This window comes from Pseudoroseomonas sp. WGS1072 (assembly GCF_049340465.1).
Lineage (GTDB): Bacteria > Pseudomonadota > Alphaproteobacteria > Acetobacterales > Acetobacteraceae > Pseudoroseomonas.
On sequence record NZ_JBMPSU010000001.1, the window covers coordinates 2,470,990 to 2,484,715 of the forward strand.

Consider the following 13,726-nt stretch of genomic DNA (forward strand, 5'->3'; position numbering starts at 1 on the left):
GGCGCGACCCTGCCCCCGGTGCGGACCGCGGGCAAGCCCGGCCCGCGCGCCCCGATCCCTCAGACTCCGTAGCCCGCGAGGCGCGGCAGCCAGAGGGCGATGTCGGGGAAGGCGATGATCAGCCCGGTGCCGAAGGCCAGCATCAGCATGTAGGGGATGATGGAGCGGTTGACCTCGGCCAGCGGCGCGCCGGTGATCGCCTTGATGACGACGAGGTTCATCGCCACGGGCGGCGAGATCAGCGCCATCTCCAGGCTCAGTGTCAGCAGGATGCCGTACCAGACCTTGTCGATGTCGAGCTGCGCCAGCAGCGGCAGGATCGCCGGCATGGTCAGCAGGATGATCGAGAAGCTCTCCAGCACCAGGCCGAGCAGAAAGAGCAGCACCATCATGGCGACCAGGAAGCCGGTGCGCGACAGGCCCCATTCGGTGACCAGCATGGTGAGCTCCTGCGGCACGCGCAGCTTGGTCAGCATGTAACCGTAGATGGCGGCGCCGGCGATGATCATCAGCAGCATGGCGCTGGTGCGCGTCGCCTCCTGCACGCCGTCCAGCAGGTCGCGCCAGGTCAGGCTGCGATAGATCAGCGCCGCGATCAGGATGGCGTAGAGCGAGCCGGTGCCGGCCGCCTCGGTGGCGGTGAAGACGCCCATGTAGATGCCGCCCAGCACGAAGAGCGGCAGCGACAGGCTCCATCCGGCGCGGGCGAGGGAGAAGCTCTCCGGCGAGGTGCCGCCGATTTCGGCCTCGGGCGGCGCCACCGCCTTTCCTTCGGTGAGGAAGCAGTAGAGCGCGAAGAACGATGCCATCATCACGCCGGGAACGACGCCGGCCAGGAACAGCGCGCCGACGCTCGTCTCGGTGACATAGGCGTAGAGCACCATGGGCGCCGAGGGCGGGATCAGGATGCCGAGCGTGCCGCCGCCCGCCACCACGCCGAAGGCGCCGCGCCGGCTCATGCCGTAGCGCAGCATCTGCGGGATGGCGATCTTGCCCACGGTGAGCGCGGTGGCGACGGAGGAGCCGGAGATGGCCGCGAAGATGGTGCAGGCCGCGACCGTCGCGATGCCGACGCCGCCGCGCACGCCGCGCAGCAGGCGGAAGGCGGCGGCGTAGAGGTCATCCACCACCCGGCCGCGCACCATGACATGCGCCATCAGCATGAAGAGCGGAATGGCGACCAGCAGATAGCCGTCGAGCTGGCCCATCACCAGCTCGCCCAGGGCCGGCACGCCGCCCTCGACCCAGAGCAGCACGCCAAGCGGCAGCAGGAACAGCGCCACGAACATCGGGACGCCGAGGTAGAGCAGCACGAAGAGCGCCGCGAGCAGGGCCAGGAAGGTCATCGGTGCGTCGTCTTCCGCGCTGGTGTCACTCGCCGCGCGCGAGGGTGTCGCGCGGCAGCTCGTCATGACCGTCGGGGAGGTATTCGGGCTCCCGGCCGAGCAGCAGCAGGGCGCATTGCACCAGCGACACCAGCAGCAGCAACGCCGCGCCGGCCGGCAGCAGCGCCTGCACCCACCACACCGGCACGCCATCGATCTCGGTCATGATGCCGATCATGCGGCTGAAGGCGACCATCTCCAGCCCGGACTGCAACAGGATGCCGGCGACCAGCGCGACCGAGGCCGTGCTGACGACCTGCGCCCCGCGCGCCCAGCGTCCGCGCAGCCGCCCGGTCAGCACATCGACGCCGATATGCTCGAAGCGGCGCTGCGCCTCGGGCGCCGCCAGCAGCACCAGCGCCACCACCAGCCAGCCGGCGGTCTTGTCGATCCAGGGCTGCGGCTGGCCGAAGACATAGCGCGCCACCACCGACCAGGTGACCAGCACCAGGCAGCAGAGGGTGGCGCAGCCGCCCAGGGCGGCGCCCAGGCGCGAGAGCAGGCGGGCGAAGCCTTCGATCGCTCCCGCCGCGCCGCCCCCCGCCCTGCCCGTGGGGTCGTTCGGCGGCCGGTTCACAGCGCGCGCAGCAGGTCGATGGCGCGCTGGCCGTTCTCCGGCGCCAGCTTCAGGAAGGCGTCGATCACCGGCTTCTGCATGGCGGCGCTCCAGGCGGCGCGCTCCGCCTCGCCCTGCATGTGCAGCGTCATGCCGCGCTCGCGCAGCTCCTGCACCGCCTTGGTGGCAACCTCCTCGGTCAGCGGGATCTGCGCCTGCTCGGCCTCGCCAGCCGCCGCCTCGATGATGGCGCGGTGCTCGGGCCTCAGCCCGTCGAACCAGCGCGGGTTCACGTAGACATGGGTGAAGACGCAGAACCACGGCGTCACGGTGCCGAACTTCTGGAACTCGTAGAAGCGGCGCGAGACGGCGGCGGAGACGTCGGTGAGCCCGGCATCCAGCACGCCGGACTGCAGGGCCTGCGGCACCTCCGGCCCCGGCATGGAGGAGGGCGCGGCGCCCACGGCGGTCAGGGCATGGTCGGTCAGCGCGTTGAGGCCGCGGATCTTCAGCCCCTTGAAATCCTGCGGGGTGACGATCGGCTTGGCATTGCTGGTGAAGATCGCCTGGCGGGTGGTGTAGAGCCACATCAGGTTGCGCACCGCGCGCTTCTGCAGCAGCCCCTCCAGGAACCTCGCCGCCTCCGAGCCGGGAAAGGCCTTGATCTTCTCCAGATCGGTGAAGAGATAGGGCAGGGTGGGCGCGTTCATCTCCGGGAGCGTGTTGCCCCACTGGAAGTTCACCGCCGCCGCCGCCTCGAAGGCGCCGCGCGCGACGCCCGGGAAGTTCTCGCCCGCCTTGGCGAGCTGCTCGGCCGGGAAGACCTGCACATCGATCGCGCCCTGGCTCCGCTCCTTCACCCGCTCGGCGAAGCTCGCGATGATGCGGGCGTTCTGATGGCTCGGCGGATACTGGTGCGAGAGCCGCATGGTGACCGCGGCGCCCTGGGCGCACGTCAGGCGGGGCTGGGCCAAGGGCAGAGCCAGGCCGGAGGCGGCCAGAAGCAGGTTGCGGCGTTGCATGGGCGTTTCCCCGTTCCCGGTTGCTTCGGCACCGGCTGCTGCCGGGCGCGGCTGCTCTTTGCTGCCGGACCGTCCGGGGGTCAACAGCTTCCGGCAAGCGGATGCCGCTACCCTGGCATGTTTGTTTCAAATCCTCCGTCCACGACGCAACTTGCGGCAGCGGGGCGCGTCACGGAGGTGAACGCGCGACGCACGGCAAAAACCCCGCCGGGGCTGGGCGGGGGCGATGTCGAGAAAAGAGGGAGGTCCGGATGGTGGGCGCGACAGGGATTGAACCTGTGACCTTCCCCGTGTCAGGGGGACGCTCTCCCGCTGAGCTACGCGCCCATCCGGTCGGGGCGGGTCTTTATCCCGGCGGCGCGGGCGGGGCAAGGGGGATCCTGCGCGACGGCGGTGAATCATCGAGCCCCCAACCCCCACCCAAGGTCGGCCGCATGGCGACTCGTGACAGCGCCTTCCGGCTATGGCTTGATCCTGCCGGATCATGGACCTGCCTCTGCCGATAGTCGCTGACGAAAGTCCCGGCGACGCCTACCACCTCTCGCGCCCTCCGAGGCAGCGCGTGCCGCTGGTCGTTGCCTCGCCCCATTCCGGGCGCGACTACCCCGCCGCCTTCCTGGCCGAATCGAGGCTGGATGCCTTGTCGGTCCGGCGCTCGGAGGACAGTTTCGTCGACGAGCTTTTCGCCGCCGCGCCGGCGCAGGGCATTCCGCTGCTGGCCGCCACCTTTCCCCGCGTCTACTGCGACGCCAACCGCGAGCCCTGGGAGCTTGACCCCTCCATGTTCGACGGGCCGCTGCCGGCCTGGGTGAACAGCGCCAGCCCCCGGGTCGGCGCGGGCCTCGGCACCATCGCGCGCATCGTCGCCAGCGGCGAGCCGGTCTACCGCCGGCGGCTGCCCTTCCGCGAGGCGGAGGAGCGGATACGGCGCTGCTGGCAGCCCTATCACGCCGCGCTTGGCCAGCTGATCGCCGAGACCAAGGAGGCCTTCGGGGCCTGCCTGGTGCTGGACTGCCATTCCATGCCGGCGCATCCGGGGCAGACCCACAGCCCGCCGGACATGGTGCTGGGCGACGCGCATGGCACGGCCTGCGCGCCGCGCGCGGTGCGGCGGGTGGAGGAGCAGCTCTGGTCGATGGGCTATCGCGTGCGGCGCAACGATCCCTATGCGGGTGGCTACGTCACCCGCCATTACGGGCGCCCGCGCGAGGCGGTGCATGTGCTGCAGATCGAGATCGCCCGTGCGCTCTACATGGACGAGACGGCGATCGAGCGCCTGCCCGGCATGACCCGGCTGCAACGGGACCTGACCACCCTGCTGGCCACACTGGCGGAGATGGACTGGAGCGTGCTGCGCCGCTGAGCCTCCTGGCGGAAGCGCGGGCAAAAAAAAGGCGGTGCCGAAGCACCGCCGAGTTTAGGGAGGAAACGTCCAAGAAAGACAACAACACAGCGAACTGTGCTGCTGCGAGATGGAAGATAGGCCGGAGATCATTCGCACGCAAGTGATTTTTCGCGGTGCAACACGAAAAATGCCTGTCTGCTGAGCGGGCCCCCATGCAATTTCTGCATGGCGACCGGATCCTGCCGCTTCCACAGGCAGAAAACCCCGCGCGAGGCGGGGTTTCCGGCGGTTCAGGTCTCAATGGTCACGCTTGCGTGTCAGCCGGCGAGGGCGTCCTCGCCATCGATCACGGCGGCCACGCCGTGCACCACGGCGGCGATGCGGATCGCGGCCTGCACCGCCTCGCGCCCCAGCCCGCCATGCAGCACCACCTTCTCATGGCTTTCCATGCACATGCCGCAGCCGTTCACGGCCGAGACCGCCAGCGACCACAGCTCGAAATCCACCTTCTCCACCCCGGGCTTGCCGATGACGTTCATCCGCAGCTTGGCCGGCATGGTGCCGTACTCACCGCCGACCAGATGCACGAAACGGTAGTAGACATTGTTCATGCCCATGATCGCCGCCGCCGCCTTGGCCGCCGTCAGCGCCTCGGGCGAGAGCCGGGGGCCGAACTCGGCCAGGATGGCGCGCGTCACCTCGGGGTTGCGGCTGGCGAGGGCGCTGGCCACGAAGGTGCCCGCCCGTTGCTGCTCGGTCAGCGCCGGCTCGGTGGCCAGGCTGCCCAGGTTGAGCTTGAGGTCGCGGGCATAGTCGGGCAGGCGGGCGCGCAGGGCTTCGAGAGACATGCGAAGGGCTCCTCCGGTCTGGTGGTGGCGGATGAAGAGGCGGGAGAGGGCGGGGGAGATCCCGCGGGATGCTCCGAGGGGAATGCCCCGGAATGGCAGCCGGCCGGAGGGCGGGCGCCGGGAGAAGAAGGGGCGCGGGCCGCTTGGCCCGCGCCGGTTCCACGCCGGATCAGGCGGCCTTGAACAGCTCCTGCGGCTTCAGCGTGTCGCCACCCTTGTTCCAGTTGCAGGGGCAGAGCTCGTCGGTCTGCAGGGCGTCCAGCACGCGGATAACCTCCTGCGGATTGCGGCCGACGTTCAGCCCGTTCACCGAGGCCCACTGGATGGTGCCCTCGGGGTCGACGATGAAGGTCGCGCGCAGCGCCACGCCCTCGGCCTTGTCCAGGATGCCGAGCGCGGAGGCGAGCTCGCGCCGGGTATCGGCCAGCATCGGGATCGGCAGGTCGCGGATGTCGTTGTTGTGCACGCGCCAGTTCAGGTGCACGAACTCGCTGTCGGTCGAGGCGCCGTAGAGCACGGCGTCACGATCGGCGAACTCCTCGTTCAGCTTGCCGAAGGCGGCGATCTCGGTCGGGCAGATGAAGGTGAAGTCCTTCGGCCAGAAGAAGATCACCTTCCACTTGCCGGCATCGGACTCGTTGGAAATCTGGGTGAAGGACTTGCCCGGGCCCTCGAGCCCCTCGGGGCCGCCCTTCACGGCGGTCAGGTTGAAGGCGGGAAGCTTGTCACCGACGGTCAGCATGCGTGATGGATCCCCATGATGTGCGATTTCGGCGGAAGGCGCCCTTGGCGGGCGCCATTCCGCGCTGCACAACCTTTATGGATGCTGCAATGCACACATGCCAATGAATAGTTTTCGAAGGAATGATCGCCTGAATCGATGACGCCGCTGCCCAGCCCCCAACAGCTCCGCTATCTGGTCTCGCTCGCCGACCTCGGTCATTTCGGCCGCGCCGCGGCCGCCTGCGCGGTCACGCAATCCACCCTCTCGGCCGGCATCATCGCGCTCGAGCGGCATCTCGACGCCGCCGTCCTGGAGCGCGGCCCGGGAAAGCGCCCGGTCTTCACTCCCCTGGGCCTGGAGCTGGTGGCGCGCGCGCGGGTCGCACTGGCCGCCCTGGCGGCGGTGGCGGAGACGGCGGCGGCGGCGCGCGACCCGCTCTCCGGCCCGCTCCGCCTCGGCGTCATCCCGACCATCGGCCCTTTCCTGCTGCCGCATCTGATGCCGGCCCTGCGGCAGGGCTTCCCCCGGCTGCAGCTCTGGCTGCGCGAGGGCCTGACCCAGGATCTGGCGGAGGAGCTGCTCGCCGGCCGGCTCGACCTGCTGCTGCTCGCCCTGCCGGTGGCGCTGCCGGAAGTCGAGACCCTGCGTATCGCCGAGGACCCCTTCGTCGTCGCCCTGCCGGCCGGGCACCGGCTGGCGGAGCAGGCGGCGGTCTCGATGGAAGCGCTGGGCGGCGAGCGGCTGCTGCTGCTGGAGGACGGGCATTGCCTGCGCGACCATGCCCTTGCCGCCTGCGGCCTGCCCGGCGCCGGCGGCGAGGGGTTCGCCGCCACCAGCCTGCATACCCTGGTGCAGATGGTTTCCGGCGGGCTTGGCGTGACGCTGCTGCCGCGCCTGGCCGTGGCGGGCGGGGTGCTGAACGGCGCCAGCCTGGTGCTGAGGCCGCTGGAAGTGCCGCAGGGGCGGGGGCTGGGCCTTGCCTGGCGCGCACGCTCGCCCCGCGCCGCGGAGTTCCGCGGGCTGGCCCCGGCGGTGGCCGCGGCCATCGCGGCGGCGGGTCCGGGGAAGGCCCCAAGGGAGGCCCCGGAGGCCGGCCTTTCGGTTGACAAGCTGGCCACCGCCCCCTAAACGCGCCCGCTCGAAGGGGTTCAGCCAATGAAGATCCGTAACAGCCTGAAGAGCGCCAAGACGCGCGACAAGAACTGCGTGATGGTTCGCCGTCGTGGCCGTCTCTATGTGCTCAACAAGAAGAACCCCCGGATGAAGGCCCGCCAGGGCTGACCTCCGGGCGCCGCCGGGTGCTCCCGGTCGGCGATCCGCTTCCTGTCTGAAAACGCCGCCGCGGCCCGCCCGCGGCGGCGTTTCTGCGTGCTCTTGCCGGCGGGCGTGGCGCACCCCATCCTCGGCGGCAAAGCTCGTGGAGGATGCCGCATGATCGCCTTGCCGGAACCGGATGTCGCCGTGCTGGCCCGGCGCGACCGCATCCTGGCCGATCTGCGCGACCTGCTGCCCGACCCCGGCCCGGCGCGCCCCGGCGGGCAGGCGGTGATCGGCGACCCTGAGCGGCTCCGCGCCTATGAGACGGACGGCCTCTCGGCCTACCGCCAGCCGCCGCTGGCCGTGGTGCTGCCGACCACGACCGAGGAGGTCGCCGCCGTGCTGCGCTACTGCCACCGCAACGGCATCCGCGTGGTGCCGCGCGGCGCCGGGACCAGCCTCTCCGGCGGCGCGCTGCCGCTGGCCGATGCGGTGGTGATCGGCCTGATGCGGATGAACCGCATCCTCGAGGTGGACTATGCCGACCGGCTGGCCGTGGTGCAGGCCGGCGTCACCAATATCGGCATCACCCAGGCCGTCGCCGCCGAGGGCTTCTTCTACGCGCCCGACCCCTCCAGCCAGCTCGCCTGCATGATCGGCGGCAACGTCATGATGAACTCGGGCGGCGCGCATTGCCTGAAGTACGGCGTCACCGCGGGCAACCTGCTGGGCGTGAAGTTCGTCACCATCGAGGGCGAGGTGATCGAGATCGGCGGCGCGCATCTCGATGCGGCCGGCTACGACTGGCTCGGCCTGATCACCGGCAGCGAGGGGCAGCTCGGCCTGGTCACCGAGGTCACGGTGCGCATCCTGCGCGCGGCCGAGGGCGCGCGCGCCATGCTGGCCGCCTTCCGCAGCAACGAGGTGGCCGGCCAGGTGGTGGATGCCATCATCGGCAGCGGCATCATCCCGGTGGCGCTGGAGTTCATGGACCGCCCGGCGATCCATGCCTGCGAGGCCTTCGCCCAGGCCGGCTATCCGCTGGATGCCGAGGCGATGCTAATCATCGAGGTCGAGGGCAATACCGAGGAGCAGGACGCGCTGCTTGCGCGGCTGAAGGCGATCTGCGGCCGCTTCGACCCGATCTCGCTCCGCGTGGCCGAGACGGCGGAGGAATCCCTCGCCATCTGGAAGGGCCGCAAGGGGGCGTTCGGCGCCGTCGGCCGCATCAGCCCGGACTATCTCTGCATGGACGGCACCATCCCGGTGGGCGAGCTGCCGCGGGTGCTGCGGCGGATGCAGGAGATGTCCGACGCCTATGGCCTGAAGGTCGCCAACATCTTCCATGCCGGGGACGGCAACCTGCATCCGTTGATCATGTTCGACGCCAACGATCCGGAGAGCTTCCGCAAGGCCGAGGCCTTCGGCGCCGATATCCTGAAGCTCTGCGTCGAGGTCGGTGGCTGCCTGACCGGGGAGCATGGTGTCGGCGTCGAGAAGCGGGACCTGATGACGGTGCAGTTCAACCCGGCCGAGCTGGCGCAGCAGCGGCGCATCAAGAGCGCCTTCGACCCGCAATGGCTGCTGAACCCGGCCAAGGTCTTCCCGCTGGAGGGCAATCCGCTGGTCCACCCGCCGGCGACCGCCGCGGCATGAGCGACCTCCTGGCGCCGCAGACCGAGGAGGCGCTGCTCGGCGTGGTGCGCCGCGCCGCCGCCGCCGGCGAGCCGCTGGCCATCGAGGGGCTGGGCGGCAAGCGGGCGATGCTGCGCCCGGTGCAGGCGGCGCGCACCCTCTCCACCCGGGCGCTGACCGGCATCACCCTCTACCGGCCGGAGGAGCTGGTGCTCTCGGCCCGCGCCGGCACGCCGCTGCCGGAGATCGAGGCGGCACTGGACGCGCGGCGGCAGATGATCACCGCCGAGCCACCCGATTTCTCGGCGCTCTTCGGCCATGACCAGCCTTCGACACTGGGCGGCATGGTGGCGGCCAATCTCTCGGGGCCGCGCCGCATCGGGCCGGCCGGGGCGCTGCGCGACCAGGTCCTGGGCGTGCGCGCCGTCACCGGCCATGCCGAACTGATCCGCTCCGGCGGGCGGGTCCACAAGAATGTCACCGGGCTCGATCTCTGCAAGCTGCTGGCGGGCAGCCACGGCACGCTCGGCGTGCTGACCGAGATCACGCTGAAGCTGCTGCCGCGCCCCGAGGCCAGCCTGACGGTCGCCGTGCGCGTGCCCGATCTGCGGCACGGTGTCGCGGCGCTCTCCGCCGGGCTCGGCAGCCCCTATGGCGTCAGCGGCGCCGCGCTCCTGCCGGAAGGCTATCCGCCGCTCGGGCTGGATGGGGCGGTGGCGCTGCTGCGGCTGGAGGATTTCGCCGAGTTCCTGGCGCATCGCTCGGCCGGCCTCCGCGCGGCGCTGGCCGGACATGGCGAGACCGGGCTGCTGGAGGGCGAGGCCAGCCTGGCCCTGTGGCGCGCCGTGCGCGATGCGGCGGCGCTCGGCGCCCTGCCGGGCGAGGCCATCTGGCGCCTCTCCCTGCGGCCCTCGGCGGCGCCGGCGGCGGCGCGGGCCCTGCGCGAGGCCTTCGGCGCGCGGCTGCTGCTCGACTGGGGCGGCGGGCTGGTCTGGGTCGCCGGGCCGGCCAGCGATGCGGCGCATCGCGCGGTGATGACGGCGGCCCGGGCGTCGCGCGGCACCTTCACGCTGTTCCGCGCGCCCGATGCCCTGCGGGCCGCCGTGCCGGTGTTGCCGGAGGAGCCGCCGCCGCTGGCCGCCATCGGCGCGCGGGTCAAGGCGGCGATGGACCCCTCGGGCATCCTCAATCCCGGCCGGATGCGCGGCTGAGCGGGGAGGGGGAGGGCCATGCGGACCCGGATCGGAATTCTCGGCGCCGGGCCCGCCGGCCTCTTCCTCGCCCTGCTGCTGCGGCGCGCCGGCATCGACAGCGTCGTGCTCGAAAGCCGCGACCGCGCCGCCGTCGAGGGCACCATCCGCGCCGGGGTGCTGGAGCACTGGGTGACGGAGCTGATGCGCGAGCTCGGCCTCGGCGAACGGCTGGACCGGGAGGGGCATGTGCATGACGGCATCACCCTGCAATCGCACCGCCGGCGCTTCCATCTCGACATCGCCGGGCTCACGGACGGCCGGCACGTCACCGTCTATCCGCAGCACGAGGTGTTGCGCGACCTGATCGGCGCGCTGCTGGCGCGCGGCGGCGAGATCCGCTTCGGCATCTCCGGCGCGCGGCTGCACGGGATCGACGGCGAGAGCCCCTTCATCACCTACCGCGAGGCCGGGGCGGAGCGGGAGAGCCGCCTCGACTGCGACTTCATCGTCGGCGCCGACGGCTATCACGGCCCCTCGCGTCAGGCGATTCCCGCCAGCCTGCGGCAGGAGGCGCACCGCCTCTACCCCTTCGCCTGGCTCGGCATCCTGGTGCATGCGCGCCAGTCCTGGCCGGAACTGATCTATGCCAGCCAGGGCGAGGGCTTCGCCCTGCTCTCGACGCGGACGCCGGAGATCCAGCGCCTCTACCTGCAATGCGATCCCGCCGAGGATCTGACGCAATGGCCGGAGGCGCGCATCTGGGACCAGTTGCGCGCGCGCCTGGCGACGGATGACGGCTGGACGCTCGACGAGGGCGAGATCTTCCAGAAGGGCATCATCCCGCTGCGCAGCTTCGTCTGCGCCCCGATGCAGCACGGTCGACTGTTCCTCGCCGGCGACGCCGCGCATATCGTGCCGCCGACCGGCGCCAAGGGGCTGAACCTCGCCGTCGCCGATGCGCTGGTCCTGTCGCGCGCCCTCGAGGCCGAGGCCCGCGCGGGCGACAGCGGACGGTTGCAGCGCTACAGCGAGACCTGCCTGCGCCGCGTGTGGAAGGCGCAACGCTTCTCCTGGTTCATGACGCGTCTGCTGCACCGCGATCCGGCGGAGACGCTGTTCGACGCGCAGGTGCGCGAGGCCGAGCTGGCGCTGATCCGCGACACCCGCGCCGCGGCGGTGTCGCTGGCCGAGAACTATGTCGGCCTGCCCTTCGATGCGGAGGCGTGACCGATACGGAATCGTCTCATCCGAAGGAGCGCCGACTTCGAAAGATTCGTGATCTCACGCGACGAAACTGACTGGCGCCTCGGTTGTTCCTGACGCGGGAACCACAGAGGAGACAGTCAGATGGTCGCGATTCTCGGCACTGAGGGGAATGACAACCTCGTCTCGCCCGAATCCGTCTCGAATGACAGCATCAACGGCCTGGCCGGCGATGACCGCATCGAGGCGCGGGGCGGTGACGACCTGCTCATCCCCGGCCCCGGCAATGACCGGCTGGAAGGCGGCGACGGGCGGGACACGGTGCTGCTGGGCGGCAATCTCGACGACTACCAGATCTACCGCTGGGAGGATGAGGGCGTGATCCGCGGCCCCGAGGGGGTCGACACGCTGCTCGACGTCGAGGCGATCGCCACCGATCTCAACGGCACGCGCGAGTTCGGCGATGTCGGTCAGTTCCTCGGCTACGCCTATCTGGCGTCCTACGAGGATCTTGGCAACGCCTTCGGCGAGGACCGGGACGCGGCCTGGTCGCACTTCCGGGATCATGGCGCCCTCGAGGGCCGCAGCATCCTCTTTGACGGCAACAGCTATCTCGCCGCCAACACCGATGTCCTCGTCAATGCCGATTTCGGCGCCAATGCCGATGAGGGCGGCGCCCTTCACTATCTCCGCTTCGGCCGTGCCGAGGGGCGTGAGACCGATTTCGACGGCCTGTCCTATGTGGCGAGCCATGGCGACCTGATCACGGCCTTCGGCGCCTCCGGCGTCGCCAACGCGATCGACGGCGCCGGCACCGAGCATTACGTGCAGTTCGGCTTCAACGAGGGGCGGCAGGTCGACCTGTTCAACGAGACGCAGTACGCCCTGCTCAATCCCGATCTCGCCCTGGCCGGCGTGATCACCAACGACCAGCTGGCCTGGCACTTCGTGACCTACGGCTACGAGGAAGGCCGGCAGGGCGCCTATGATCCGGTGATTGCCTGATTTCCCGGTGGGCGCCAGCGCGCGCCCACTTTCGTGAAACGGCCGTCATCTTCCGCCCCGCGCACCTGAGGCGCGGGGCGTTTGCGTTTTCTGTCGCGCGTCGGGGCGGCGACAGGCATCCTTCACGGGAACACGCGTGATATCCCGCACGACGAAGCCTTCTCGGAACTCTTGCCGATGCGGCTGCGCGGCTCCGGCCAGCGTGACGCCGGCCAGGGCCATCGCCATCTTCGCCGTGCTGGCCTATGGGCTGATGCTCATCGCGGCCCTGCCGCTGCCCGAAACCCGAGGCAAGGTGCTCGACGCCGATGACCGATCTCTCCGCCGGCCCCCGCGTCCCCGAGGCCCTCTGCCCCGGCCCCGATCCGCATCCGCGCGGGCCGCGCCGTTTCGCCGTGCCGTCCGGCGCGGTGGACACCCACGCGCATGTCATCGGCCTGCCGCCCCGCTGGCCGCTGGTGGCGAACCGCAGCTACACCCCGCCCGAGGCCGGCCCCTCCGCCTACCTCGCCATGCTGGACGCCACCGGCATGACCCATGGCGTGCTGGTGCAGGTGAGCGTGCACGGCACGGACAACCGGCTGATGGAGAGCGTGCTGCGCGCGCATCCGGACCGGCTGCGCGGCATCGGCGTGGTCGGCCTCGGCCGGTCGGAGGCGGAGTATGGCGCGCTGAAGGCGGCCGGCGTCGTCGGCCTGCGGGTCAATGTGCTGTTCGGCGGCGGCGTCAGCCTGGACGGGCTGGAATCCTACGGGGCGCTCTGCCGCGAGATGGGCTGGCACCTGCAACTGCTGCTGGACGCGCGGCAACTGCCGGAGCTGGCACCACGCCTGGCGAAGCTGCCGGTGCCCTTCGTCATCGACCATATGGGGCATATGCCGGCCGCCGGCGCGCTGGAGCAGCCGGGATTCCGGACGCTCGTCTCGCTGGTGCGCGACGGTGCCTGGGTCAAGCTCTCCGGCGCCTACCGGCTGAGCGACGATGCGCCCGCATACCCGGAGACGGCGCCGATGGCCCGCGCCCTGCTGGAGGCCGCGCCGGAGCGCTGCGTCTGGGGCTCCGACTGGCCGCATGTCGCCAACTGGGGGGTGATGCCCAATGTCGGCGACCTGCTGGACCTCCTGGCCGACTGGGCGCCGGAGGCGGCCCTCCGCCACCGCGTGCTGGTGGAGAACCCGGCCCGTCTCTATGGCTTCCCGGCCTAGGGGACGCCCAGCCGGGTGAGGCTGCCCGTCATGCCGCTCCGCGTCATCGCCTCCAGCAGGCCGGCCAGGCCGCAAGGGGACGGGGATTGGGGCGGGGATTGCAGCGGAATGCCGGCCAGATCCAGGCGCATGGCCTCGGCACTGGCCAGGATGGCATCCGGCGCCGCGCCACCGGGCCAGCCGGGCAGGCGGTAGGTGAAGTCGAGCCTGCCGGCCTGCCCGGCCAGATCGGGGATCTGCGGCACGACCGGTGGCGGGACGGGGGGATGGACGGGGGACATCTTGTGCTCTCCTGCGCGCCCGGTTCTGGGGCGGCGGCGGCATTATCCCCGGCACCCCTGAACAAAG

Annotated in this window: 14 protein-coding genes and 1 tRNA gene; 8 read left to right on the top strand and 7 right to left on the bottom strand. The window is 70.9% G+C overall.

Features of this window, described 5'->3' with window-relative positions; genetic code table 11:
• Nucleotides 1-59: 59 nt before the first annotated feature.
• The 4 genes from ACF3NH_RS11715 to ACF3NH_RS11730 form a co-directional block, all read right to left on the bottom strand.
• Nucleotides 60-1,346 carry a TRAP transporter large permease gene (locus ACF3NH_RS11715; protein WP_198366412.1) on the bottom strand — a complete coding sequence of 429 codons (1,287 nt, stop codon included), beginning with the start codon at nt 1,344-1,346 and terminating at the stop codon, nt 60-62.
• A 25-nt stretch (nt 1,347-1,371) separates the two neighbouring features.
• The gene (locus ACF3NH_RS11720) at nt 1,372-1,962 is read right to left on the bottom strand and encodes a TRAP transporter small permease (RefSeq protein ID WP_422922986.1); all 591 of its coding nucleotides are present in this window, start codon (nt 1,960-1,962) and stop codon (nt 1,372-1,374) included.
• The gene (gene dctP, locus ACF3NH_RS11725; protein ID WP_422922988.1) at nt 1,959-2,963 is read right to left on the bottom strand and encodes a TRAP transporter substrate-binding protein DctP; all 1,005 of its coding nucleotides are present in this window, start codon (nt 2,961-2,963) and stop codon (nt 1,959-1,961) included. Before dctP ends, ACF3NH_RS11720 begins: the two co-directional genes overlap by 4 nt.
• A 252-nt stretch (nt 2,964-3,215) precedes the next feature.
• Nucleotides 3,216-3,290, bottom strand: a tRNA-Val gene (locus ACF3NH_RS11730).
• A 157-nt stretch (nt 3,291-3,447) separates the two neighbouring features.
• Here ACF3NH_RS11730 and ACF3NH_RS11735 point away from each other — a divergent pair.
• A complete protein-coding gene (locus tag ACF3NH_RS11735) occupies nt 3,448-4,326 on the top strand; it encodes an N-formylglutamate amidohydrolase (protein ID WP_198366415.1) in 879 nt (292 codons plus the stop codon).
• 299 nt (nt 4,327-4,625) lie between these two features.
• Here the strand turns inward: ACF3NH_RS11735 and ACF3NH_RS11740 are convergent, their stop codons facing one another.
• Nucleotides 4,626-5,156 (bottom strand): carboxymuconolactone decarboxylase family protein, encoded by a 531-nt coding sequence (locus ACF3NH_RS11740; RefSeq protein ID WP_198366417.1) that lies wholly within the window; start codon nt 5,154-5,156, stop codon nt 4,626-4,628.
• A 169-nt stretch (nt 5,157-5,325) separates the two neighbouring features.
• Nucleotides 5,326-5,898, bottom strand: coding sequence for a peroxiredoxin (locus ACF3NH_RS11745; protein ID WP_198366418.1), 573 nt, complete (start codon nt 5,896-5,898; stop codon nt 5,326-5,328).
• 138 nt (nt 5,899-6,036) lie between these two features.
• On the opposite strand from ACF3NH_RS11745, the gene ACF3NH_RS11750 reads away from it, so the two are divergent.
• The 7 genes from ACF3NH_RS11750 (at nt 6,037) to ACF3NH_RS11780 (ending at nt 13,378) form a co-directional block, all read left to right on the top strand.
• Nucleotides 6,037-7,008, top strand: a complete 972-nt coding sequence (locus ACF3NH_RS11750) for a hydrogen peroxide-inducible genes activator (RefSeq protein ID WP_198366419.1) — start codon at nt 6,037-6,039, stop codon at nt 7,006-7,008.
• A 27-nt stretch (nt 7,009-7,035) separates the two neighbouring features.
• A complete protein-coding gene (gene ykgO / locus ACF3NH_RS11755; RefSeq protein ID WP_198366420.1) occupies nt 7,036-7,161 on the top strand; it encodes a type B 50S ribosomal protein L36 in 126 nt (41 codons plus the stop codon).
• A 150-nt stretch (nt 7,162-7,311) separates the two neighbouring features.
• Complete coding sequence (locus tag ACF3NH_RS11760; protein WP_422922992.1) at nt 7,312-8,793, top strand: FAD-linked oxidase C-terminal domain-containing protein; 1,482 nt, start codon at nt 7,312-7,314, stop codon at nt 8,791-8,793.
• Complete coding sequence (locus ACF3NH_RS11765) at nt 8,790-9,983, top strand: FAD-binding protein (RefSeq protein WP_422922994.1); 1,194 nt, start codon at nt 8,790-8,792, stop codon at nt 9,981-9,983. The genes ACF3NH_RS11760 and ACF3NH_RS11765 overlap by 4 nt, the downstream gene beginning before the upstream one ends.
• Nucleotides 9,984-10,001: 18 nt before the next feature.
• The gene (locus tag ACF3NH_RS11770) at nt 10,002-11,192 is read left to right on the top strand and encodes a 4-hydroxybenzoate 3-monooxygenase (protein WP_422922996.1); all 1,191 of its coding nucleotides are present in this window, start codon (nt 10,002-10,004) and stop codon (nt 11,190-11,192) included.
• 120 nt (nt 11,193-11,312) lie between these two features.
• Complete coding sequence (locus ACF3NH_RS11775; RefSeq protein WP_198366425.1) at nt 11,313-12,173, top strand: hypothetical protein; 861 nt, start codon at nt 11,313-11,315, stop codon at nt 12,171-12,173.
• 308 nt (nt 12,174-12,481) lie between these two features.
• On the top strand, nt 12,482-13,378 hold the full coding sequence (locus ACF3NH_RS11780) for an amidohydrolase family protein (RefSeq protein WP_422922999.1): 897 nt from the start codon (nt 12,482-12,484) through the stop codon (nt 13,376-13,378).
• Here the strand turns inward: ACF3NH_RS11780 and ACF3NH_RS11785 are convergent.
• Nucleotides 13,375-13,659, bottom strand: a complete 285-nt coding sequence (locus tag ACF3NH_RS11785; RefSeq protein ID WP_422923001.1) for a hypothetical protein — start codon at nt 13,657-13,659, stop codon at nt 13,375-13,377. The two genes, ACF3NH_RS11780 and ACF3NH_RS11785, sit on opposite strands and share 4 nt — an antisense overlap.
• Between the last annotated feature and the right edge of the window lie 67 nt (nt 13,660-13,726).